Origin of the sequence: Streptomyces sp. CC224B (genome assembly GCF_030010595.1) — a bacterium.
GTDB lineage: Bacteria > Actinomycetota > Actinomycetes > Streptomycetales > Streptomycetaceae > Streptomyces > Streptomyces longispororuber.
This window is the reverse complement of the sequence record NZ_JASCXL010000145.1, coordinates 1-22961: the sequence shown is the minus strand read 5'-3', so window position 1 is coordinate 22961 and position 22961 is coordinate 1. Positions and strand designations below refer to the sequence as shown.

Below are 22961 nucleotides of genomic sequence, written 5' to 3'. Positions count from 1 at the left end.
AGGGGGAGAGGGGGAGAGGGGGAGGGTCAGGACCAGGTGATGAGCTGGCCGGTGGTGGTCAGGCCGAGGAAGAACGCGAACGCGATCCGGCGCCCGGTGTTCGCCTCGACCGCGTGGAAGTTCGCGGGGTTGAACAGCAGCGCGTCGCCGAGCCGCGGCCTGACATCGATGCGCTGGCAGTGCTCGACCGCCTCGCGCCGGTAACCGTAGGCGTGGCGGTGCTGTTCGTCGGCGGGCTCCCAGCGGTGACGCCAGTGCTGGTCCCGCCGGACTCGGGCGCCGACACCCAGACGTTGAAGGCCAGCTGGGCGAGTACCTGCTGGTCGAACAGGCCCGCCGGGAACTCGCGGTTGATGTCGTCGTAGTGGACCAGGGCCCCGGCGTTGATCTCGCGCAGGGTGCCGCCGAAGACCTGACGGCCATCGATGGTGGCCGCAGCGACGGCCGTGCCCCAGGCGCAGCCGAGGCGGGCCAGGCAGACAGCGATCGGGCCCGGGCGCATCCCGGCGCGCTGCCAGGCCGCGCGGGCGGCCTCGGCGTCGCGCCAGTAGCGCGCCGCCTGAAGGCGGCCGCCTGGGCCGCGGTAGTCGTTGAGCGCCGGGCCGAACCGGACGATCGGGGTCGGCACGCGCGAGGCGTCGTAGTCGGCGGTGGGCAGCCGGGCGGCCGCGGCCAGCGCGGCGGCGCACGCGGCCTCGTCGAGGAAGCCGGGCACGCGGACGGCCGCGAGGGTGCCGGCCGCCAGGGTGGCCAGGTACCGGTCGGTGAAGGACGGCGCGTCCACTGCCGTGAACAGCGGATCGAGGGCCGTGGTGCGGGGCATTTCGCCTCCGTAAAAACGCATGAACCTACCGTGACGGTACGACGTACCGTACGCTGACCCGCATGCCGAGGCAAACCACCTCCCTGACCCAGGCGACCCCCGAACACATCGCGCAACAGGCCCTGTTGCTCGTGGACCGGGACGGGCCCACCGCGCTGAGCTTCCGCACCCTGGCCGCCGCACTGAACATCTCCGTCGCCTCCCTCCAACGCCGCTGCACCGACCTGGCCGGACTGCTCGACCTGGTCACCGACCACCTCGCCGCCCGCCTGCCCGAGATCCCGGCCGGCGCCGACTGGGCCACAGCCACCGAGCAGCGCTTCACCGCGCTCTACGAACTGCTGACGGAGCATCCGGGACTGGTCATCCTGCGCGGTGACCGCCCCTGGCTCGGCCCGCAGCTCCTCAAACGCCTGGTCGAACCCCAGCTCGCCGACTCCCTGGCAGCCGGCATGAGCCCCCAGGAGGCGATCGTCACCTACCGGCGGCTGTACCTGCTGACCCTGGGCAGCGCCAGCTTCGTCAACCACCGCGACCCCAAGACCGCCCAGGCCGCCACCCGGCGCGCACTGGCCGCACTCGACCCACAGGACTTCCCCGTCCTGACCGGCCAGCTGGGCACCGTGCTGGCCGCCGTCGTCGACCACGAGACCTACTACGGCGCGCTGCGCCAGCTCATCCGCGCAGCCGACCCCGCCCGGACCGCCGGAGTGCCCGAGCAGGCGGCCGAGAGGGGCCGACCCTAGGCCTGCCGGGGATCGGTAGGCCGCGGAAGAGCAAGCCGCTTGCACAGCTCCGCTGCAGGCACAGGAGTGGTGGAGTCGGTCGATACCGCGCACACCTCGGCGGTCGGTCGCCGACTGCGGGCCGCGCGGCCCCGCTACAAGGACGACACGGTGGCCTGGGCCGACAACACCACCCTGAGCATGCGCCGGGCGGCCGCCCGCACCGCCCCTGCACGCAAGGCGCCCGCACCCGTGAAACCGGCCAGACGGACGAGAACGGGCGGTGCCGTTTTCTATGCGTTGCTTGGGGTGGTGTCAGTCGGGAGGTGCTGTCGGGATGGAAAGCAGAGCTCCCAGGGCAACGACGCCGAGGAGCAGGGGTACCGGCAGAAGGCCGCCTTCAACGGAGTCGATGCCGTCGACGCCGTACCCGGCCCCAAGGAACCAGACCAGGCTGCCACCGACGACGAGCAGGTGGCAGTCTTTCTCCCGCAGAATCCGCATGCCCGCCCACAGCAGCAAGGGCATCACAAACACGGTGTTCAGGACGAACGCCGCGAGCCACGCGACGGTTCCCGCCCAGGCTTCCTCGGAATGGGCCTGCCGCTCAGCACGTGCCGTTGCCAAGCCCGCGCTCAGGATCACATGGCACACGAAGACGGCCACAGCAGTAACCATCGCCCCCTTCAGGGCCCGGCCCGTGCGCAGACGCGTCATGGGTGCACTCTCGCCGCAAGGACCACACGATGCATGAGTATCCGTACTCATCCTCCGCCAGGCGATGCCGGATGGACCGTGACCGACGTAAAGGGCTGGCTGCACCTGCGCGGCGGGGCGGCCAGGGTCCGCCGGGGCTCGGGCTTGCTCGCCGTGCTGCTGGCCGGTGCGGAGAGGGTCCTCGACACTCCCGCCAAACGGGCCGACGCGATCGAGCGGTGGCGCGGTGCTCAGGAAACCGCCCGTCGCCACCGCATCCAGCAGATCCGCACCCGCACCGAGCGGTACGAGAGCGACTGGCAGGCCCCGTCCAGCCGTGCGGTTCAGCGGGAGGTGGAGGCAGCGTTCGCCCGGGTCAGGGAAGCGGCGAACGGCGGCCGCCGCCAGGACCTCGGCGATGTCGGCGATGACCAGGGCCTCGGGCTGGAGCCGAGCGAGCAGGAGCTTGCCGAGCTACGCGCCGCGGCCGCGGGCGAGTTGATGCAGGGCGGGACGACGCTGATCAGGTCCCTGAGCCCGGAGCCGGCGGCCTTGGTCAGGCCATAGGCGTTCAGGTGCTCGCGCACCGGGTGGTCTTCGGTGATGCGGGAGGGGCCGGGTGGCGCGTAGACGTTGGCGCTGCTCACCCACACCACCGGCCGTCCGGCGGCGGCTTCCAGGAACCGGGCCGTTCCGTCGACGTGGACGGCGTGCATGGCGGCCTCGGCCGGGAAGCTGGGCGCTCCCGTCGGTCACAGAGACGGCCTGAATGGTCCCGGCGGCAGCGCCACCGCTGCGTGTGCCCGCCAGGTGCCCAGCGTATGGAACTGCACCGGCCAGGGGATCGTTGCTCGGGTACGAGGACCGCGCCGTATGAGCCGACCTGCGGCGCCTGGCCCGGAACATACAGACGGCCCTGCGGGGGCGCGGCGCCGGCACGCCACGCCCCCGCAGGGCACCTTCCCAGGATCCTGGCATCATGCCGGGCCCCTGCCAGGCGACGGCCCGCTCGGAGTCCGGCTGACTTGGCAGCCGATCGGGCGGAGCCGAAACAGGACTGAAAGCCACTGTTGCCTGGGCAGCGGCCCGCAGTGACGGAGCGTTGATGTCAGTGCCGGGTGCGACGATCGCGCCATGACCGAAACCGCTGAGATGACGTATGACTGGCGGCCCTTCCTCGCACGCTGGAGCGGGGAGTGGGCGGACGCGTACGATCCGGACGAGGTGCCGGACGTGGAGGACCAGGAGGCTCTGGAGAAGCGCTGGTTGGGCTTCGCCCCCGCGACGGGCGCGTGCATAGCGGCTCTTGAGGAGCGCATTGGTCTGCGGCTGCCGCCGTCGTACCGGCAGTTCCTGGAGGTCACCGACGGGTGGCGGCACGCGGGCGGGTTCGTGTGGCGGCTCGCGGGGACGCGGGAGGCGTACCGTCCGGACGCCGAGACGGACCTGACCGAGATGTTCCTGGAGCATCTGCATGAGAATGCGACGCCAGCAGAGCTCCAGGAGGCCCTGGTCTGGACACGGGGTCTGCAACTGGACGTGGAGTCCGATGCTGTGTCCGTGGCGCTGGATCCGCAGGACGTGGATGAGCACGGCGAGTGGGCCGTGCTCACCTGGGCGCCGTGGCGGGCCGACTTCGAGCGGCACCGGAGCTTCTGGGAGTTCATGCAGGCCGCCTACCGGGAGTTCCATCACCTGCAGGCGGGACGCGAGGACGGGCGCCTGTTCACGAATGCCACTACCGAGGCGCTGGATGCGCAGGTGGAGGAGGCGCGGCGGGACGCGCTGCGCGGGGACTACGAGCGGGCCGAGGCAGCGCTCGCGGAAGCCTGCGCGTTCGGCAGGCCCCGGGCCAAAGCTCTGCGGGAGCAGATCACCTGGATGCTCGGCCACCGCTACACCAATTCCCTCGGCGGCCTGGCCGCCGACCCCCGCTACGCGCCGGACCTGCTGCCCGCACTGATCAACAGCCGGGAGAGGCGGTCATGGGGGGACGGGGCGTACGAGTACCACCTGCGGGGCGGGACGGAGGAGGTGCGTGCGCTCGAGCGCACGCTGCTGGAGCACTTCCAGGAGGGGACTTACGCCTACACCGAGGCGGGCCCGTTCGGTGACGCCGTGGCGGCGGCGCGGGAGCAGATGCGGTGGGGCGAGACCGACGCGGCCTGGCGGACTCTCGCCGCGGCACTACCCCGGTGGCAGCCCCTGGGGCCCGACCACCTCGCACCGGTCGGCCTGACCGCCGACCCGCTGCTGGAACCGCTGTTCACCCCGGGGCGCGGCCGGGCCCTGCTGGCCACGCCCCGGGGCGAGGAGGCGACCGGGGTTGCCGGTGCTGTGGCCGACGAGGACCCCGAGGGGCTGGCCTGGCTCGCGGACCGCCCCGGGAACGGACAGCGCACCGCGTACCGCTTTCTCCTTGTCGAGGGTGTAGAGCCCGCCGCGCTGCCCGCGCTCGTCGGCGTCGAGGACGGTGCGGAACTGAACCCGCCGATGACGCTATGGGATGCGCGCCACGCGTCGCGGTCCAACGGCGACTCCGGCGTGCGCACGACGTCCTCCTACGACGACAAGGCGCTGGTCGCCGTCGGCCGAGCGGGGCCCGGCTGGAGCTTCGCCTTCGACGACGATCCGCAACCGTTCAACGAGGACCGGTTCGTCTCCCCGGCCGTCGCGGCGTCCCGGCACGGCCGCGCGGTGGTGGTGTGGGGTGAGGCCGACGAGTTCGGCAGGGGCGCGCTGTTCCACCTGTCCGTCGCCGAGCGAGGCACGGAGCGGTATGCGTTCACGGTCCGGGGCACCCGGTGCGAGCGCTCCGGGGACATTCCGCAAAACCTGGACCCGGCCGTTCTGTTCCCCGCGATCCGGGACGGCGGACCGCACGACGGCGGCGGCAAGGAGCGGGACGGCGGAAGCGGCGACGAGCCTGAGGGTGGTCGCAACAGTGAGCAGGACGGTGGGCTGCCGGGTGAGGACACCGCCCTCACGGCGATCGCAGCCGCATTCGGTGTCACGCTTTCCCGCTCCGCCCTTGACCACGGTCGTCTGCACACCTTCACCACCCGCTCCTGGACGCGGCCACCCGGGCCGGGGGAGACCTATGTAGTGATGAGCTTCGGCCCGGTCACACTGAAGCACGACGCCGGCTGAACCCGTGCGTGCACCCCAGGGCCTCCGGTTTCAGCCGTACGCGAGCACGAACTGACCCGGCGAGGAGAGCGGGGCCGCGCCACGACGGGCCCACGCGGCAACGGCCGTCAGCCCCTGCCGCGCACGCCGGACACAGCCGGAGGCGCAGCGGGCCGCCAGCGAGAAGCGTCTGGCGCAGCCCCAGTAAGAGATGGTGGCCGTACAGTTCTGGAAGCGCTGCTGTACGGCAAACGGTCGGTCGCCGACCCGCCCTCGGTCATCGGGCTAGCCTACGAGCGGGACGGGATCGCCGAGTGCGGCGTCGGGCGGACGGCACAGAAGGCCTGCGCCCTCGCAGAACGTCTTGCTCAAGAGGAAGTATCGGAATCAAGGCGCGCAAGCCCCTGCTCCAGGGCTCGCAGTTCGCCTGCCCGTGGCTGGCCGCTCGCACCGAACAGGTCGCCGCCGGCCCGGGGCACGCTGGACGCACTGCTGCGCCTGGCCCTGCTCGGCGTCCTCGCCCCCGGTCGGCGTCCACTGCTTGCGCACGTCACCGCGCTGGCTAGGCCGGGGCATGTTCGCGCGCCGACTGGTGGCTCGCTGGGTGCGGGCCGTGCCGGTGGCGGTGCGGGACGGCGACTGGCTGGTGGTTGTCGAGGAACTAGGACGCGGGGGACGCCGAGCACGCCAGCCACCTGGCCCTGCAGACTGTGCTGGAGCACGCACGCTAGCCAGGAAGCCGCGGCGGTCGGCTCCGATTCGGCGCCCGCCGCTGAGCGTGCCGCGGCACCGGCCTGGTTGGAGCTGAGGGAGGCGATCGCCCGGCAGAGCACCGACCGCCTGTCCGGCCACGACATTGCGGCGCTGCTGCGCCACGACGTAGTCCGGACGGTCCTCAACCGCGCCGTCCCGGACGCCGCTGGCCTCCCGCTCGCCGAGCGGCCGCGGAGTGTGGGACTGGTCCCCGATCCGCCATCATGCCCCGTCCACAAACGCACGGCCGCGCGCTGCACTCGCTCGGTCCCGGTCCCGGTCCCGGTCGCCGCGTTCGCCCTGTGCTGCCGAGCTCGCGCCGTCCGTATCGCCGTCGGCCGCGCTTGTGCGGTCCCGGGCCCCGGTCCTCGGTCCTCGGGCGGCGCGGTTCAGCGGTCGGCCGCCGCCGTCCTGGTTTTGCCCGTGTTGCTGCGTTGCGTCCACCTGCCCGTCGGCCGTCACGCCCGGCTCACCGCGCCCGGGTACGCCCCCCGGGTCCGGTCCCGGACCGCGCTGCCCTGTGCCGCTGGCCAGCCAGCCTGGTTCGCCCTGGTGCGCCCGGCCCCCCGCATGCGTCGGCCGCGCCCGGGGTGCCTGCGCGGTTCGCGCGGTCGCCATCCTGCGCCGCGTCGCCAGGTCCCGCCCGCGCGCACGCGTAAGGGCCGAAGGCGTACTCGGGGTCGACGGTGCCGCGGGCATCGACGCGGTCGGCGGCCGCGGGCTCAGGCCCGGGTCCGGTTGCGGCGGCGGCCACGGTGCGGACGCTGCGTGAGCGTGCAGCGGAGTCGCCGCGTCGAGCAATGCCCGGGCCGGCGCCGAGCCGCTCGGTGCTTCGCGCGAGGTGGGGCAGGTACAGCTCGAGGCGCCTGCACGGAACGTTCGGAGGGGCTGTCCGGCGAGCGTTCGTGCCGCTCGGATCGTGCGCATCCCTGGCATTCACGGTGTTGTCGATCCCTGCTCGCAGTCGGATCCCAGGCGGGGCTTGCCCCCGCATCCTGCCGCAGCCGCGCCTCGTTAGGACCGGACTCGGTCACCTTCGGCCTCCAGACTGCGGGGTCGCTGGCTGCGGTGTTGGCCCGGGTCCCGTTCGGCGGCGTCCGCGATCGCTCGGCGGCGTCGTGGTCCCGCTCCCGTGCCAGGGCGCCGAGTCCCGCGCCGGGGCTCGGCGCGGTGACAGGCCTGCGGGCGCCGCGTGGGCCGCCCGCTCAGTCCGCCCGGCCGGCGCCTGGGTCGTGCAGCGCGACAGCCGCGGGGGCGACCGGGGCCGCCGCCGTGCTCCAAGACCTGATGGCTGGCCGGGCCTGATCTCCGGGCCACCGACGGCAGCGTGCCGGACCACTGACCCACCCATCGCGCAGAGTTCTCGCACGTGGGTTGGGTCTGCCGTCACGCCCGGCAGCTCGGTGTGGCTAGTGCTGCTGGTCTTCTTCGAGCTTGGCCGCGAGCGATGTCACTGGCTGGCTTGCATAGGTTGTGCCCTCGGGGAGGAAGGCGGCGGCTTCAGCGGCTTTGACCCGGGCGTAGTAGTCGGGGTCGGGGTTGCGGCGGCGGTGGCCGGTCTGGTCGGTGAGCTTGTGCCGGATCTCCGGTGCCCGCGGGGCGGGCCAGACCTGGACGAGGTGCTGCTCGGGTGGGGCTGAGGGGTCATGGACGGTGTCGCGGCCGCGGGCGTGGATGCGAAAGCGCCACCACTGGTAGTCGTCCTCCCCTCCGAGGAGGGGGACGGTGACGTAGTCGTCGCTGACGGGGTCGCCCGCCAGCGGGCCGGCGCCGCTGAAGTAGAGGCTGACTTCGACGACCTCGTCCCAGTCGCCGAAGTCAGCCGGTGCTTCGGCGGGATGGACATCGAAGGTGACGTCGAGTTCGCCGTCCGGGGTGCCGGTCTTCACGCTGGCATAGGTGCCCTCCGCGTTCACGCTGACCAGGCCGCTGCCGGCCCGCCTGGCGTCGATGTCTTCGAAGGGGGCTTCCGCGTCGGTGTCGAGCAGCACGTACTGGTGGTGCGAAACAGGAACCGGCATGTCCTTGCCCTTTCTCCGCCGGTGGTCACGGGTGCACGGTGGGCGGAGGCCGCGCCGGCTGCGACCGGCACGACCCCCGCATCCTAGAGCGTGGAGGCTTGGGTTTTCAGACCTTCACCCGCGAGCCCCGGGCACCTACATCAGGTGTCGAGCTCTCCCGCCCAGGCGTACTCCAGGAGCGCCTTCGGCAGGTAGGCCGACTCAACCTCGATGGGAAAACCCGCCTCACGGGCCAGGCAGGCCAAGGCCAGCGGGCCGAGAGCCACAAGACCCGCGCTGCTCATCGCACGGTCTTCGTCCCCGGTCCAGTACTCCTTGTGCCATGTGAGTGCGTAGGACAGCGCCTCGTTGAACTTCTCGTGCTCCTGGGTCAGGTAACGGTGGAAGAGCTCGAGCGGTGGATACGAGATCTTCAGCAGTTGCTCCCCGTCGGTGACGTGAGCCACCTGAGGGCTGGTGCCGTCGACCGCTTCCACCAGCTTGTCCATCACCCCCGGCTCTCCGTGCCAGTACCTTTGCAGGGCGTCAACCCAGGCGTAGATGTACTCGTCGTACACCGCTCCGGACTTCCTGAGCAGCGAGATCGGTACCCTTGCCAGCTGGTTGAGGCGTTCTTGTTCGCGGCAGACAAGAGCCAGGTAGAACGAAGATACCCAGTTTCCGGCGTCCGTGTAGGACCGTGGGCCGCTCGTTGGGATGGTCCTTGTCGCCTTGCCGATGCGGCACTGCACGCTCCCCTCGTCCGTAGTCGCGGCGGCGAACAGAGCGGAGCCGGTCTGCATGGCAGTGACCCATGCCTCCCAGCTCTCGATCTTCCCGGCCAAGGGGTCCAAGGCACAGTGCGATTTCGCCACGGTCACCATGGTGCTGAGGGCCTGGGCCCGCGCCACCTCAGAATGCTCAAGACTCTCAAGGATCCAGGTCACGGTCTCGTTCAGTACCGCCGTGCCTTCGGCCGCGTTGTCCGTGGGGTAGGGGTGCCGGGGAATGCTCGTGGCCACTTACTCTCCTTGTAGATCTTGAGGTGTTCCGGCATGTCGCACAGCGTACGTACCTGTTCTCGGTGGCCTTGCTTAGCGCCTTAACAGCTCCGATGGCGGCACGTATGGATAGCCTGACCTGGATAGGCTGCTCGGCTGGGTCCTCGCATCTTCGTGATCGCGAGGGCTTTTGTGACCACGATGACCCTGCGGGTTCCTGATGATCTCGCCCCCGCTATCCGGGCGGCTGCCGCCGAGGCGGGCTTGAGCGTGAACGCCTACGTGGTGCGCGCGGCCCGGCGGGCGGCGACGCTGGATGCCGCGCACCAGCTCGCCGCACTCGGCCTGGGAGAGGACCTGGCCGGCGAGGGCGACAGCCTGTGAGGCGCGGCGAGATCTGGAGCCTGCCCGACGGCCGCGACGTCCTGGTGGTGTCCCTGACCGGGCTCGAGGAGGCCTACGGCGCGGTAGTGGCCCTCCTCCTGCACCCCGTGGGCCGCTACCCCGACACCGCCATATCCGTCGTCATCAGCGACCCCCTGCCCTGCACCGCCGTAGCCGTGAACCTGGTCCAACTGCGCACCACCCGCTTCGATGACGCCAAACTGCGCGGTGAAGCCGACACAGAAGCAATGGCGCGCGTGGACCAGGCACTGCGAGCCGTCCTGGACCTATAGCAAGGAATGGCAGATGGGCTGGGGCGAGGACGGCTCTGCGTTCGCCGAACCACTTCCGCTCGCACGGAGAACACCGGGAGCGCCCGTTGCGGTTGAACGCGTACGGCGGTAAGGACCTGGTCACGTTCGACTGCTCCGCCCTGGTCGCCGCCGTATCGCCCGGCACTGCGTCAACAGCCGGAGCGAGAGCACATCCGACGCCTGCTGGCGCGCGGCCGCCCTGTTGAGCAGATCGTGCTGCTGCGCTTACTGCCGACCCGCAACGAGTCGGCTACGGCGGCGTCGCCATCGCCTACATCCAGGCCTCAGAGGGGGCAGTGACACCTCCTAATACCGGCAATTTGCTCAGTTGCTTGGTGTGAGGTGGGCTCCGGGCTCATTGAGGTGACTCCAACTGGTTCAGGCCGCGGGCGAGGCTGAGCTGAGCCGCCGCGGCCGGCGACTGGTATCCAGGTGCACCGAACGCCTGTCACGGGGTGAAACCGCTGGCAGAATGGGGTCTTGGGGTGTGCCGCACAGGGGCAGGGGAATGCGAGGAGCATCGGGTGGGGAAAACTATCAGCGGCAGGTTCGCGCTGCTGCCGGACGAGGCCCGCGCGGGTGGGCTGTCTGAAGTCCGCAGGGGCGTTGACATCACCAGCCCGAGCGGCGATCAGGTGGCGGTGAAGCTGCTCAAGCAGCGTGAGGACGACGCCATCACCCGGATCTTCCTGGAGCGTGAGACCTCGGCACTTGGGGCTCTGGAGCATCCGCACATTGTGCGCTTGCTTGATTCCGGATGGGATGGCGAACTCGAACGGTATTACATCGTCTTGGAGTGGGTCGACCGGTCCCTGAAGGACGAGATGGCGGACGGTCGGCCGCTGGACTGGCTGAGCCCGACATCACGGCCGAGGTCGGAGACGAGTGGTCGGTCGCCGAGTACCTCTTCGGCCGGCCCGTCGACCGCGGTGAGGTCATCGAGCGCACCGACGACAGGGTGGTGCTGCGGATGACCCGCCTCAAGAGCACCCTGCCCGCCCGAGGTGTCTTGCTGCCTTACCTAGGACCGAGCCAGAACGCGATTAACCGGCAGCGTGATGCACTGAGCGCGGTCGCGGCCGGTCAGACCGCCAATCCGCGGCTGCGCCAGATCATCGACGATCCGGCGAGCATCACGACCAGCCCGCCCGGCGAAGTCACCACCTGGGTGCGTGCAGACCTGGACCAGAGCAAGCGTGACGTCGTCATCCAGGCCCTGGGCGGCCAGGACCTGCTACTGGTGGAAGGGCCGCCCGGCACCGGCAAGACCACGGTGATCGCTGAGATCGTCGAGCAGACCCTCCACCGCAACCCGAATGCCCGCATTCTCATCGTCAGCCAGACGCACATCGCCATCGACAACGCCCTCAAGCGCTTGGAGGACGCCGGCATCACCGGGCTGGTCCGTCTGGGCCGTGTGGACGACCCCCGGGTGGCGGACAGCGCCCAACCGCTCCTCCTGGACAAGCAGGTGAAGAAGTGGACGCAAAGCGTCCGCACGCGGGCGGAGAAGTACCTGGAGGCGGTCTCCGCGAACAGCGGACAGCACGCCCACCACCTCAAGGCCGCCCTGCTGCTGGAGGAACTCGCCGCAGTGGCCGCCGACCTGGCCCACGTCACTTCGCGTCTGAAAGAACTGGCCGAGCAGCCTGTACCGGAACGCACCACCTCCGCGCGGGATCTCGGTGAGGAAGTCGTCACCGCCCGCGCCCGCCGCGACTACCTTCTGGAGCAGCGGGCCGATCTCTTCGCACGAGTGCAGTCCGTACTGGATGGAGAGCTCACTCTCCGCGAGCACATCAGCGCCGCGGAAGCCCGTGACGCGGTCGAGGCCCTCCTGGGCCCTTCTGGTCCGGGCAGGCAGCTGATGAACCTGCTGCGTCTGCAAGGCGAGTGGCTGCAGCGCATCGGCACCGACCAGAATCTCGTCGCGGCCTTTCTGCGAACCCGGCATGTCATCGGCGGCACCGCACTCGGCTTCCTGGGCCACCCTGCGGCCCGTGACCTCGACTTCGACCTGTGCATCTTCGACGAGGCATCAAAGGCAACCGCGACCGAGGCACTGGTGCCACTGGCACGGGCCAAGCGGTGGGTCCTGGTCGGCGACGCCAAGCAGCTGCCGCCGATCGACGAGGACCTGCTACGCGACGACAAGATCATGACGGAACACCAGCTGATACCCGAGCTGGTCAAAACGACGCTGTTCCAGTACCTCGCCAGCCACACCGACGCCCCGGTCAAGCACCTGCTGCGTGAGCAGTACCGAATGACGCCCGCGATCGGCAACCTGATCAGCACCTGCTTCTACGGTGGTGAACTGCTCTCCTGCAACCCTCACCAGCTGCCTGGGTACGACTTGGTGAACAAGCCAGTGCTGTGGCTGGACACCAGCGCCCGACCTGACCGGCACGAAGCGGAGACCGCCGCCGACACCAGCCTCCTCAACCGGCTGGAAGCGCAGCTCGCTCTCCAGCGCCTGAAGGTCATCGACGATGCCATCGGCAAGCAGGTCATCAAGCCCCCGCCGGACAAGCCGCTCGAGGTCCTGGTAATCGCACCCTACGGCCGACAGGTCGAAGAGCTCACCCGGCGGCTGGCATCCAGCAAGCTCAAGCACTTCAAAGCCGAGGCACTCTCCGTCGATGCGGTGCAGGGCCGCGAATGCGACCTCGTCGTCTTCTCCGTCACCCGCAGCAACCGGCAAGGCCGGTTCGGGTTCCTCGGCGAGCCCTACTGGCGGCGCATCAACGTCGCGCTGTCCCGTGCCCGCTACGGCCTGATCATCATCGGGGACGCCGGTTTCTGCCGCAGCAAACCCGGCGCCCTGCGCGACGTCCTCGACTACATGAGCGGCCACCCGGCAGACTGCGAGATCCGCGATGCATACGTTTAGTGCCAACAGCCTCCTGGCCGCCCGCTTCCACAACGCACAGGCCGGGCTCGAGCTCATCGACATCGTCGACGCCGCGCTGCCCGTCACCCGCGTCACCGCCGAAGTCCTCGCTCAGGACAGTAAGGGCCTGCCGCTGACCGAGGAGTTCGTGCTCCGGCTGGTGGACCATCAGATGACCAGCCCTCGCGGCATCGCTGGCGTGCTCGGCCTGCCCAAGGCAATGGTCGACCAGACCATCGCCCAGCTGTTCGGCTCCGACGACCTGCGCTGGGCCAGGCTGGCGGCCGGCAGCGACGACCAGCCGACGCTGCGGCTGACCGACAAGGGCCGCAACACAGCCCTGACGGCCGCGTCCGTGGCTCCCGTGCGTACGAGCCAGTCCGTCCTCTTTGATCAAATGCGGTGGAAGGCAGCTCCCTACGACGGACGTACAACCATCCCGCGCGGCCAAGCCCTGGACGACGGCATGATCATGCTGCCGGTCGCCCGCTCCGGACCGGTCGACGACGGAGACATCACCGCGGCCGAACTGACCGCACTGCTTAGAGAGAACGGCAGAACCGACCGCGAGATCCTCCAGGTCAGAAGCATTATCCAGACTCCCGCTCGCCGAGTACTTCCGGTGAAACTGCTCGTCTACGCCGACCCGCAGCGCACCGACATCGAACTCGGCGTGGTCATCGACGGCGAGCGGAGCCAGCCCCACGAACTCGAGCTCCTCGGCCACGGAGGAGCGAAGGCTCTCGGTATCACCGTGGCCCCTCCGCCCGAGCGCCCCCCACTTGACCCGGACCTGGAGCAGAAGCGCGTACCGCTACAGGAAGTCACCCAGCAGCGCGCCACAGAGGCGGCCGTCCAGCTCGGCTCCCCACGTCCTGTGCCGGGACCACCCCAAGCTCCGCAGACGCCTCAGGAAGACGAAATCCGAGCCATCGGCGTCTTCGAGCATCCCGAAGTCCTCGACGAAGCCCTCACCAGTGCCCGCCGCCGCCTTCTGATCATCGCTCCCTGGATCAAGAACGCGATCATCACGACCGACTTCCTCCGCAAGCTCGAAGGCCGGCTCACCAAGAACGTGACGGTCGACATCGCCTACGGCTACGAGGAAAAGGACACCAAGACCGACCCTGCGGCCATCCGTAAACTCGCCAACCTCGCCGACCGGTACAAGGACAAGTTCACCTTCACCCGGCTCAAGAGCACACACGCGAAAATCCTTCTCTACGACGATGTCTGGGTCACCACCTCCTTCAACTGGCTGTCCTTCAAAGGCGACCCCGACCGCACCTACCGAATGGAAGAAGGCAGCCTCGTTCGCAACCGCCAGAACGCCGACACCCAGTACGCCCGCTACCTCCAAATGATCAAAGAACAGCGCAGGCCATGACGCCTTGGTGACAAAAGGAGCCAGCGTCGTCCGATGCCCACTGTCACCGGCATGGGCCTGCCGGTGTACCTCAACCGGTGGCGCCTGGCTGAGACCTCCTCCGCAGGCGGAGGAGGTCTACGACCACCGCATGTCGTGGCGGTCACCGCTCGAGCGCAGAGCGCACTCGGCACCAAGACGGCCGGGACTAAACGCGGACGTGCGATGCCCCGTCCCGTCTGGTCCGGCGCGATCAGCTTCGGCCTGGCCACTTTCCTGAACTAGAGCCTGCCGGAACGGGGTGCTGGGCATACACGGGGCCCTACGCGGCTCCAGCGCCACGGGGGTGGGTCCGGTCGCGAACTGACTGTGCTGTGGAGGGGAGTTCAGGGAGCCTGCCCTACGCGTGTTGTGCTCGTCGGGTACCGCTGGTGGCGTATGTAGGTGCTGACGATCCGACAGCGCAGTGGCGCGGCCGCACGACGGGCGCGGGATGCTGGTCTGGCGGATCGTCAGGAACAGGGTGTGGGGGTTGGCATGGCGCGGGGGTGGAAGGTCGCGGTCGTGGTGCTGGCGGCGGGAGGCATCGCATCGACGCCGTTGGTCTGGCTGCTTGACAGCCCGGGTGCGGGGGAGCTGGCCGGGGCCTGCGTCCAGGGTGCGGTTGGCATTGTGGCTCTGGTGTGGGTGCTGTGGCAGCACCCATCGCCTGCTGGACCGACGGACCGGGCTGTTCGGACGGGAAGGGCCGCCCGTGGAGGTGTCAGCGGCATCAAGCGGCCCGGCGGCCGGGGCCGCGGCCGGGCCACCGCCCAGCGGACGGGCGAGGCCAGCGGCGAGCACTCCGTTTCCGGCATCGACTACACGAACTAGGGGCCCGGGCCCATGGCGAGAGCATCGCGTACGCCGCAGGGCGAGGAACCTGAGCAGCCGGCGACCACGGCGGACACCGGCCACGCCACGGCCTCCGGCGGCGCCTCGGCGGTAACCGGCTACCGCGGCCCGGCCCCGGGAGCCGGTCAGGGGCCTTGGGGTCCGGTCCGTTTGTCCCGCACGGGGGATGCGACCGCCACCGGCGGCGCGACGGCCGTCACCGGTTATGTCCACAGCCTGACGGTCCAGCAGCGCCCGCCCCAGGAACCAGCTCCCTGGCCGCACCAGGTCGGCGTCATCCCGCCCGCCGCGCGGTCCTACCAGCACCGCGCCGAGTCCCACAGTCTGCGCGCCACGGCCGACGGCGGCGGCACCACGGTCCTCACCCAGCTCCTGACCGGTATGGGCGGAGTCGGAAAGACCCAGCTCGCCGCTGACTACGCCCGCGCCGCTTGGAGCGACACCAGCACCGAAGGCGGCCTCGATGTCCTGGTGTGGATTGCCGCGAGCGACCGTTCCTCCATTGTGACCGGGTACGCCCAGGCCGGTATCGAGCTGTGCCGGGCCGATCCCAGTGATCTGGAACAGGCCGCCCGGTCCTTCCTCGCCTGGCTCACCCCCAAGGCCGCAGCGAAGCCGTGCCGGTGGCTGATCGTCCTGGACGACGTCACCGACCCCGACGACCTCAAAGGCCTGTGGCCACCCACCAGCCTCCATGGCCGCACACTGGTCACTACCCGCCGCCGGGACGCCGCCCTGGCCGCCGACGGCCGCCACACCATCCAGGTCGGCTTGTTCACCCAGGACGAGGCCCTCGCCTACCTCACCACTTCGCTGGCCGGACACGGCGAACGTGCCGACGAGTTGAGCGCGCTGGCCGCCGATCTCGGGCATCTGCCGCTGGCTCTCGCCCAGGCCGCCGCCTACATCGTCGATGCCGGTGTGACCGTGTCCGGCTACCGCACCCTGCTCGCCGACCGCACCACCACCCTCGCCGCCCTCGCCCCCGACGCTCTGCCCGACGACCAGGCCCTGCCCCTGGCCGCCGCCTGGTCCCTGTCCATCGACCGCGCCGACACCCTGCGCCCTGTCGGGCTGGCCCGCCCCATGCTCCAACTGGTCTCGCTGCTCGACGGCAACGGCATCCCCCAGGACGTCCTGACCAGCTGGCCGGCTCTCACCTACCTCGTTATTCACCGTGCGGACCCCGAACGAGTGCCGCGCTGGAAGTTGTGGCCGTTCAGAAGGCAGGCTCCCCTCATATTCGTCGATACCGGTGAAATGATCGGCGCTCATCGGGTTCTGTACGGGCTCAGCCTCGTCGAGGACACCCCCACCATCACGCACCAGGCCGTCCGCTTTCACCGTGCGAGCCCTGAACGAGTGCCGCGCTGGAAGTTGTGGCCGTTCAGAAGGCAGGCTCCCCTCATATTCGTCGATACCGGTGAAATGATCGGCGCCCTTCGGGTTCTGCACCGGCTCAGCCTCGTCGAGCACACCCCCACCACTCCGCACCAGGCCGTCCGCGTCCACCGGCTCATCCAGCGTGCCACCCGCGACACCCTCACCCCCCGCCAGCACCGCCAGACCGCGCGTACCGCCGCCGAGGCCTTGCTGGCCACCTGGCCCGAGAACGAACGCGACACCGACCTCGCCCAGGCCCTGCGCGCCAACACAGCAGCCCTTACCCAATGCGCTATGGACACCCTCTGCCAGCCGGACGCGCATAGGGTGCTGTACCGCATGGGCACCAGCCTCGGCGAGTCTGGTCAGGTAGCCGCCGCCCGCGACTATCACCAGGGACTCACCGAAGCTACCCGCCGGTGCCTTGGTCCCGACCATTCCGCCACCCTCTGGGCCAGGAGCAATCTTGCCTCTTGGCAAGGTGAGGCGGGGGATGCGTCGGGGGCGGCGGAGGCCTTCGCCGACCTGTTGGCCGACCAGATCTGGGTGCTGGGGGAGGATCACCCCGACACCCTCGCTGTCCGCGGCAACCTTGCTTCCTGGCAGGGCGAGGCGGGGGATGTGTCGGGGGCGGCGGAGGCCTTCGCCGACCTGTTGGCCGACCAGATCCGGGTGCTGGGGGAGGATCACCCCGACACCCTCATCACCCGCAGCAACCTTGCTTCCTGGCAGGCGGCGGCGGGGGACAGGCCGAGGGCTGTGAAGGCCTTCGTTGAGTTGTTGGAACACATGGTGCGCGTGTTGGGAGAAGACCATCCCGACACGCTCGCTACCCGGAACCACCTTGCCTCTTTGCGGGGGAAGGCGGGGGATGTGTCGGGGGCGACGGCGGCCTTCGCTGAGTTGTTGGAACACATGGTGCGCGTGTTAGGAGAGGATCATCCTGACACTCTCTCTATCCGAGGCTTTCTCGCCTTCTATCGCGGGAAGGCGGGGGATGTGTCGGGGTCGGCGGAGGCCTTCGCCGACCTGTTGGCCGACCGGGTCCGGGTGCTGGGAGAGGACCACCCCGACACGCTCGCTACCCGGAGCTACCTCGCTTCTTCGTGGGGAGCGGCGGGGGAGGTGCCGAGAGCGACGGCGGCCTTCGCCGACTTGCTGGCCGACCAGATCCGGTTGCCGGGGGAGGATCACCCCGACACCCTCGCCACCCGGGGTCACCTCGCCTTCGCCCGCGGGGATATGGGCGATGCAGCCGGAGCTGCGCAGGCCTACAAGCAACTTTTTGTTGCTCGCAGGCGGCTCCTCGGTGAGAACCATCCCCATACCTTCGCCGCATGGGGCAGCTTCGCCCATTGGCTGGGGCAGACAGGCGATGCCGCCGGAGCCGTAACCGCGAACGAACAACTGCTGGAACGCATGGTGCAGGTGCTGGGCGGAGACCACCCACATGTGCCGGTCGTGCGACGCAACCTTGCTCACTGGCGGAACCAGGCAACGTAAGGGCATCGGGTTTGCCCAGATCGGGGAGCGGCCGCATACACGGGAGCCTGGGCGGCACGAGCCTGCGGCAAGCACTCACCCGCCAGTGACCAGTGTGGATCACCGGACCAGCTGGAGAGGCCAGGAACCGATACGGCTTGTAAGAGGTCCTAACAAAGGCGTTGGACGTGGCGGTGTGTGATGAGGCAGGTGGCGAGACCGAGGAAGGCCTCGTGGATGTCGTCTCGTCGCTCCCAGCGGATGCGCAGACGGCGGAAGCCGTGGAGCCAGGAGATGGTGCGTTCGACGGCCCAGCGGGAGATGCCCAGGCCCGTGCCGTGTGGCTGGCCACGTTCGGCGATCGCAGGCCGGATGCCTCTTCGCCACAGCAGCCGCCGGTGCTTGTCGTGGTCGTAGCCGCAGTCCGCCAAGAGCATGTCCGGCCGTCGCCGCGGCCTGCCGACGACACCGGCGACTGGTGGGACCTTGTCGAGCAGAGGCAGCAACTGGGTGACGTCGTTGCGGCTGCCGCCGGTCAGCGACACCGCCAGCGGGATGCCCTGCCCATCGGTGAGGACGTGGTGCTTGCTGCCCGGCCGTGCTCGGTCGACCGGGCTGGGACCGCTTTTGGGCCCCGGCGGGCCGCCCTGACCTGCAAGGAGTCGATCACCGCCCGCGACCAGTGGAGCTGCTTCGCCGTCCGCAGCTTCTTCAACAGCACCACGTGCAGCTGGTCCCACAGGCCGGCCTCGTTCCAGGCGGCCAGGCGTCGCCAGCACATCATGCCCGAACCAAAACCCAGCTCCTGCGGCAGATACTCCCACTGGATGCCGGTGTGCAGCACGAACAGGATCCCGCACAGCACCTGCCGGTCCGGCACTCGCGGCCGGCCCGCCACCAGCTTCGGCCCCGGCTCAGGCAGTAACGGCTCGACAAGCGAGCACAGTCCGTCCGACACGATCCACGGCCGCGACTGACGTTTCCCCACGCCCCGACCAACGAACAGACAAGCCGACGGTCACCTGATCAACAACTTGCGTTAGGACCTCTTGACCACGTGCCCTCGCGGCCGCGCCCCATGCCACCGCCCGCTCCGGTCGTTCTGCGCCGAGCTCGGCCTGTGCGGACGCTCCGGGCCTGTTACAGGACGCGCGCCGGATCCTGGCCGACACCGGTCTGGAGCGGACAGATGACGTCGCGAAGTCGTGTCCCCAGGACGCCGGGAACCTGCGCTGCAGGGCGGCTCGGGGCACGCGCAGCGGGAAGACCTCGGCGGGCACCGGATCGGTCGGGCACGCGCTCTGCGGGCGGTGCACGATGCGGACCCCGACCGAGGCGAGGGAGAGGCCTTCCCCATGGAAGGAGCAACGGCGATGCCGGGCGCGGCCGTATGGTGGGGCTCGGCATAGGGCGGGGCCCGTACCGGGTTCCTTGTGGTCTTGCCGCTCCACGGGGTGAGGGGGGAAGGGATGCCTGTTCAGGGCGGTCGGCGCGCTGTTCTGGTCACGACGGTGCTGATCCTCGCGGTTTTCGTCGGTGGGCTGTCGCTGCTGGGCTGGGGCCGGGCGAACCAGGTGGCCGGGGTGGTTTCCGCGGTGGTCGGCGTGGCCGCTCTGGGGGTCGGCGTTTGCGCGCTGCTGGCCCCGTCCGGGAGCACGTCGGTACGGGTGTCCAGGACCGGGCGTGCCACGGCCGCCGGCGGCGGGGACGCCAACACGGGTGCTGTTGCCCCCTCGTCCGGCGGTGCGGTGTCCGTCGAGGAGACCGGTGATGCGCGGGCGGACGGCGGCAGCGCGAACACCGGTTACCGGCGGCAGGCATAGCGGTGTATTCGATGTTCTTCCGCAGCCGCGCCACAGCGCGCAAGACAGGCGGATCCTGCGCCGAGGGAGCCGGGGCCTTCGCCAACAGCGGCGTGATGATCGACAGCGTGGTGCAGGTAGGTGGGGGGCGTGCGGCCGTCTCCGGTTATCTACTGCAGGTGGAACAGGCTCTCGCCGCCTCCGACTTCCAGGGGCGGGAGAGCGAACTCTCCCAGCTCGCCGCCTTCTGCGCGCACGAGGCCCCGGCGGACCGTCCCGGCGCCGGCTACTGGCGCTGGGTGGCCCCGGCGTGGGCGGGAAAGTCCGCCCTGCTGGCGCACTTCGTGCTGCATCCCCCTCCGGGCGTCGATGTCGTGTCGTTGACGTCCTGGAGCCGCTCGGGCCGCCGCTGCAGCCGGTGCCCGCGACGGACGACTACGAGACCGCGATGACCTGGTACGAGGCGCTCCAGGAGCAGGGCTTGGAGGGCATCGTCGCGAAGCGCGGCTCGTCGCTGTACCGGCCGGGCCGGATCTGGCAGAAGATCAGGCATTCGGAGACGGTGGACGCCGAGGTGGTCGGCTACACCGGCACCATGCGGCAGCTGCGGGCGCTAGTGATGCGGTTGCCGGACGGGCGCCGGGCGGTGTCGCAGCGGCTGACGGCCGCGCTCGCGGTGCAGGCGGCGGCGCACGCGCGGGCCGCCGGGCCCGGGCGGCCCGCGCGCACCGAGGACGGGGAGCCGTACACGGCGATGCCCGGAGGTCTGGTCGTGGAGGTGCTCGCGGGCACGACGCGACACGCGGTCGTCACCGTCACCAGCGTCCGCTGACCCTATCCATAGAACACCTCTTCACCGGCTGGCGGCTGTACGGCTGCTGTCACCACGGCGGGACACGATTCGGCAGGACGAATTCCCGCATATACCGGCGGCCCGGAGCGTCATACGAATAGGCTCCGACCGAGCCCCACCTTGGTCCTCCGTGGGCGCTTCAGGCACGGAACTGCGCGTGCCTGAAGGGCCCATGACGATTCAAGGAGGAGAAGTGCGTTTAGGCATGTGGCTCAGGCGGATGTGGAGGAGGTGCCGTGGCTCGACGAGCCGCGGCATCCGGAGGGTGGTACGCGTTGTCGCACCCCGCGGTTGCGGGAGGCGACGGCGCCTTGAGGATCTTGCTGTTGCAGTTTCAGCCGAGGTCATCTCGGCTGTGATCCTCTACCTCGTCATCTCCCGCAACCGCTAGTTCAGTGCGACAGCCCGCCTTGTGTCATGACTGGGACGGGGCGGGCTGTTCGTATCTCTTCGTTTGGCACTTCAACTGTGATGCCCAACTAGGAGACACGAGGTTTGCACTGAGATGCAGACTAGCTGTGATTCGACTTCGCACGCAGATGTTCCCAGGATTACTTAGGGAATAGAACCGCGATGGAGAAGCGGAACTTATCGCGGACAAGGCGTCCGAATGTCAACCACGAACTCTCTGACCTGCGACGATGCCCTGCTGCGCTCCACCTAGGCCGCCCTCCGAGCCGGCGCGCCCCCCCCTGGCGCGGGGCGAAAGCGCAGCCGACGCGGTCCCCGGACGGTCCGACGATGACCTCCCCGGCCGGCGCGTCGGACGAGACGTCCTCCACGGGATCCCCCCACCACAGCTCCCCGGCCGGTTCGCAGCGACCGCTGCTGGACCTGCCCGCCCGGGGCGGCGGCCGGTGCCGGGGAAGGGCCGGACGGGTGGACTCGGGCGCGCCGCGGGCACTTCGTACGTGCCGCCGCACCACGCCGGGCTACGGTGTGCGGCACAGCCGCGGGAGACCGGCCGGCCGCCGCAGTTCGCCCGGACGAACTCGAACGGGCCCAAAGGTGCGATACCTGCGTCTCCCCTTCACCGATCACCCGCTGTACCGCGGAACCCCCCAGCACCGCTGCTGATCCGGGCGCAGCCGATGGGGGAACCGCTATGCCCTTCTCCCACGACAAGGCCTGCCTCGCGGCCTGCCGCGAACTGCTGGGCCTCCCGGAGCGTGACCTGCGTTCCATCCGCCGCCCCAGCGGCCGCCTCGTGCTCGACCTTGCGCACCCCGGCCAGCAGGCGTTCCAGGCCCTGCTGTTCGCCTGCTTCTTCAGCCCCGTCCGCGAGCACCCCTTCGACGGCACCCTCGCCGATTTGGAGCGCTACTTCAGCTCCGTGAGCCCCCGTGAGGACCGGCTCGTCATCCGCACCAACACCGCGGCGGCCCGCGTCGCTCTGTACCTCATGCCCACCGTCCGGGAGTTCACCGACGGCACCATCGAACTCGCCGGCCTGCCCGGGGTACGCCTCGCCGACATGAGCAAGCGCCGCCTCCTCCTGCACCACCTGCCCACCGGCGGCCAGCTCGAACTCCTCGACAGCTCCCGCAACCTGGGCGCCAGCGACGTACACCTGCTGATGCGCGCGCCCCCCACGAGACCGACGACCACCAGCCAGCCACCTGGACTCACCGACTGGTCTGGCGCGAGCACGGCCTCACCCCCAGCGAGGCCACCGCAGCCGCACACTGGGCCACCACCGCCCACACCCCGCTACACAGCGCCCTGATGACCCGCGTGTACCTGTGGTGGCCCGGCGGATACAACCGCCGCAGCAGCACCACACCCGCCCGACGCGCCAACGCCCGCTACTGCCTGACCTGGAGACGCGGACACACCACCGACACCGTCGCCCAGCTCCTCACCCACTCACCCGTCGCCATCCCCGGCGCCGTCTGCACGCCCCCCCCAGCGACTGCCGACGGGACAGGGCCCTGCCACGACTTAACGACGGGGCCGTCGAACTCGACGGGCCGCTGCACGACGAAGCCACCCCCTGAGCCGTGCGCTCACGCTTCGCGAACGGCGCGAGCGCAGCCGACGCGATCCCCGGCCGACCCGTGCCGCATCCTCCAGCACCGGACGTCACCGTCAGCGCGTCCACTCCCTGAGCGAGAACGCGATCTGCCGCACGTCGAGTCGGCCGACGCGACTTTGGCGGCGTCTGTGTTCGTGACGGTCGAGCCTGAACCGTTCCCGTCGCTCGAGCGTCCGTACAGGCACCTGACCGTGGACCCGCCGCACCATGAGCACATCCGAACCGCCACCCTGGCCGCACTGTGCACACGGCGCAGACCCTGCAGCCGACCCGGTCGGCTGCCACGGCATCCATGTCCCCGGCTACACCGCGTGCCTCGCCCACCTGGCCGACGCTGACCGCGACGCCTACCTAGGGCGTTTCCTTCGGATCACCGCGCGGACCAGATGAAGATGGCGGCGAGGTGGAGTCCGGCCAGGTAGATGGTC

At 69.9% G+C, this 22961-nt stretch carries 17 protein-coding genes and 1 pseudogene; 12 read left to right on the top strand and 6 right to left on the bottom strand.

Translation table 11 applies throughout. The features are described 5' to 3' along the window. Positions 1–58: 58 nt before the first annotated feature. Positions 59–823 carry a proline hydroxylase gene (locus QK440_RS36645; RefSeq protein ID WP_282797590.1) on the bottom strand — a complete coding sequence of 255 codons (765 nt, stop codon included), beginning with the start codon at positions 821–823 and terminating at the stop codon, positions 59–61. Between the two features lie 62 nt (positions 824–885). On the opposite strand from QK440_RS36645, the gene QK440_RS36640 reads away from it, so the two are divergent. Continuing rightward, positions 886–1569 carry a TetR/AcrR family transcriptional regulator gene (locus tag QK440_RS36640; protein WP_282797589.1) on the top strand — a complete coding sequence of 228 codons (684 nt, stop codon included), beginning with the start codon at positions 886–888 and terminating at the stop codon, positions 1567–1569. 294 nt (positions 1570–1863) lie between these two features. On the opposite strand, the gene QK440_RS36635 is transcribed toward QK440_RS36640, so the two are convergent. Beyond that, positions 1864–2265, bottom strand: coding sequence for a hypothetical protein (locus QK440_RS36635; RefSeq protein ID WP_282797588.1), 402 nt, complete (start codon positions 2263–2265; stop codon positions 1864–1866). 78 nt (positions 2266–2343) lie between these two features. Here QK440_RS36635 and QK440_RS36630 point away from each other — a divergent pair, with 78 nt between their 5' ends. After that, the gene (locus QK440_RS36630; protein WP_282797587.1) at positions 2344–2811 is read left to right on the top strand and encodes a hypothetical protein; all 468 of its coding nucleotides are present in this window, start codon (positions 2344–2346) and stop codon (positions 2809–2811) included. Between the two features lie 32 nt (positions 2812–2843). On the opposite strand, the pseudogene QK440_RS41505 reads toward QK440_RS36630, so the two are convergent. Next, positions 2844–2960: pseudogene (locus QK440_RS41505) on the bottom strand (NAD(P)-dependent oxidoreductase); the annotation flags it as partial. 418 nt (positions 2961–3378) lie between these two features. Between QK440_RS41505 and QK440_RS36625 the strand changes: the two are divergent. Then, positions 3379–5394: an SMI1/KNR4 family protein gene (locus QK440_RS36625; protein ID WP_282797586.1), complete on the top strand. Its 2016-nt coding sequence runs from the start codon at positions 3379–3381 to the stop codon at positions 5392–5394. A 2141-nt stretch (positions 5395–7535) separates the two neighbouring features. Here the strand turns inward: QK440_RS36625 and QK440_RS36620 are convergent. Beyond that, a complete protein-coding gene (locus QK440_RS36620) occupies positions 7536–8117 on the bottom strand; it encodes a hypothetical protein (protein WP_282797585.1) in 582 nt (193 codons plus the stop codon). Positions 8118–8287: 170 nt separating this feature from the next. Further along, positions 8288–9148 carry an immunity 49 family protein gene (locus QK440_RS36615; protein WP_282797584.1) on the bottom strand — a complete coding sequence of 287 codons (861 nt, stop codon included), beginning with the start codon at positions 9146–9148 and terminating at the stop codon, positions 8288–8290. 180 nt (positions 9149–9328) lie between these two features. On the opposite strand from QK440_RS36615, the gene QK440_RS36610 reads away from it, so the two are divergent. The 6 genes from QK440_RS36610 to QK440_RS36580 all read left to right on the top strand — a co-directional run bounded on the left by QK440_RS36610 (position 9329) and on the right by QK440_RS36580 (position 17864). Then, complete coding sequence (locus tag QK440_RS36610; RefSeq protein WP_282797592.1) at positions 9329–9511, top strand: toxin-antitoxin system HicB family antitoxin; 183 nt, start codon at positions 9329–9331, stop codon at positions 9509–9511. Beyond that, complete coding sequence (locus QK440_RS36605; protein ID WP_282797583.1) at positions 9508–9804, top strand: hypothetical protein; 297 nt, start codon at positions 9508–9510, stop codon at positions 9802–9804. The genes QK440_RS36610 and QK440_RS36605 overlap by 4 nt, the downstream gene beginning before the upstream one ends. A 545-nt stretch (positions 9805–10349) precedes the next feature. Then, positions 10350–10799, top strand: coding sequence for a protein kinase (locus QK440_RS36600; protein WP_282797582.1), 450 nt, complete (start codon positions 10350–10352; stop codon positions 10797–10799). After that, positions 10796–12718, top strand: coding sequence for an AAA domain-containing protein (locus QK440_RS36595; RefSeq protein WP_282797581.1), 1923 nt, complete (start codon positions 10796–10798; stop codon positions 12716–12718). The genes QK440_RS36600 and QK440_RS36595 overlap by 4 nt, the downstream gene beginning before the upstream one ends. After that, a complete protein-coding gene (locus QK440_RS36590) occupies positions 12705–14105 on the top strand; it encodes a hypothetical protein (protein WP_282797580.1) in 1401 nt (466 codons plus the stop codon). Before QK440_RS36595 ends, QK440_RS36590 begins: the two co-directional genes overlap by 14 nt. Before the next feature lie 864 nt (positions 14106–14969). After that, a complete protein-coding gene (locus QK440_RS36580) occupies positions 14970–17864 on the top strand; it encodes a tetratricopeptide repeat protein (protein ID WP_282797579.1) in 2895 nt (964 codons plus the stop codon). 149 nt (positions 17865–18013) lie between these two features. On the opposite strand, the gene QK440_RS36575 is transcribed toward QK440_RS36580, so the two are convergent. After that, positions 18014–18831 (bottom strand): IS5 family transposase gene (locus QK440_RS36575; protein ID WP_282797578.1). Its coding sequence is split into 2 segments (ribosomal slippage): positions 18014–18493 and positions 18496–18831, totalling 816 coding nucleotides; the frame shifts between segments, so codons are not numbered across the junction. A 481-nt stretch (positions 18832–19312) separates the two neighbouring features. Here QK440_RS36575 and QK440_RS36570 point away from each other — a divergent pair. The 3 genes from QK440_RS36570 (at position 19313) to QK440_RS36560 (ending at position 22224) form a co-directional block, all read left to right on the top strand. Next, the gene (locus QK440_RS36570) at positions 19313–19666 is read left to right on the top strand and encodes a hypothetical protein (RefSeq protein WP_282797577.1); all 354 of its coding nucleotides are present in this window, start codon (positions 19313–19315) and stop codon (positions 19664–19666) included. Positions 19667–20063: 397 nt separating this feature from the next. Beyond that, a complete protein-coding gene (locus QK440_RS36565; protein WP_282797576.1) occupies positions 20064–20477 on the top strand; it encodes a hypothetical protein in 414 nt (137 codons plus the stop codon). Between the two features lie 1126 nt (positions 20478–21603). Continuing rightward, positions 21604–22224 (top strand): hypothetical protein, encoded by a 621-nt coding sequence (locus tag QK440_RS36560; RefSeq protein WP_282797575.1) that lies wholly within the window; start codon positions 21604–21606, stop codon positions 22222–22224. The last annotated feature ends 737 nt before the right edge of the window (positions 22225–22961 follow it).

Coding starts and splice junctions, on each gene's coding strand:
- QK440_RS36645 (WP_282797590.1), bottom strand. CDS start 823: ATGCCCCGCACCACGGCCCTCGATCCGCTGTTCACGGCAGTGGACGCG.
- QK440_RS36640 (WP_282797589.1), top strand. CDS start 886: ATGCCGAGGCAAACCACCTCCCTGACCCAGGCGACCCCCGAACACATC.
- QK440_RS36635 (WP_282797588.1), bottom strand. CDS start 2,265: ATGACGCGTCTGCGCACGGGCCGGGCCCTGAAGGGGGCGATGGTTACT.
- QK440_RS36625 (WP_282797586.1), top strand. CDS start 3,379: ATGACCGAAACCGCTGAGATGACGTATGACTGGCGGCCCTTCCTCGCA.
- QK440_RS36610 (WP_282797592.1), top strand. CDS start 9,329: ATGACCCTGCGGGTTCCTGATGATCTCGCCCCCGCTATCCGGGCGGCT.
- QK440_RS36595 (WP_282797581.1), top strand. CDS start 10,796: ATGACCCGCCTCAAGAGCACCCTGCCCGCCCGAGGTGTCTTGCTGCCT.
- QK440_RS36590 (WP_282797580.1), top strand. CDS start 12,705: ATGCATACGTTTAGTGCCAACAGCCTCCTGGCCGCCCGCTTCCACAAC.
- QK440_RS36580 (WP_282797579.1), top strand. CDS start 14,970: ATGGCGAGAGCATCGCGTACGCCGCAGGGCGAGGAACCTGAGCAGCCG.
- QK440_RS36570 (WP_282797577.1), top strand. CDS start 19,313: ATGCCTGTTCAGGGCGGTCGGCGCGCTGTTCTGGTCACGACGGTGCTG.
- QK440_RS36560 (WP_282797575.1), top strand. CDS start 21,604: ATGCCCTTCTCCCACGACAAGGCCTGCCTCGCGGCCTGCCGCGAACTG.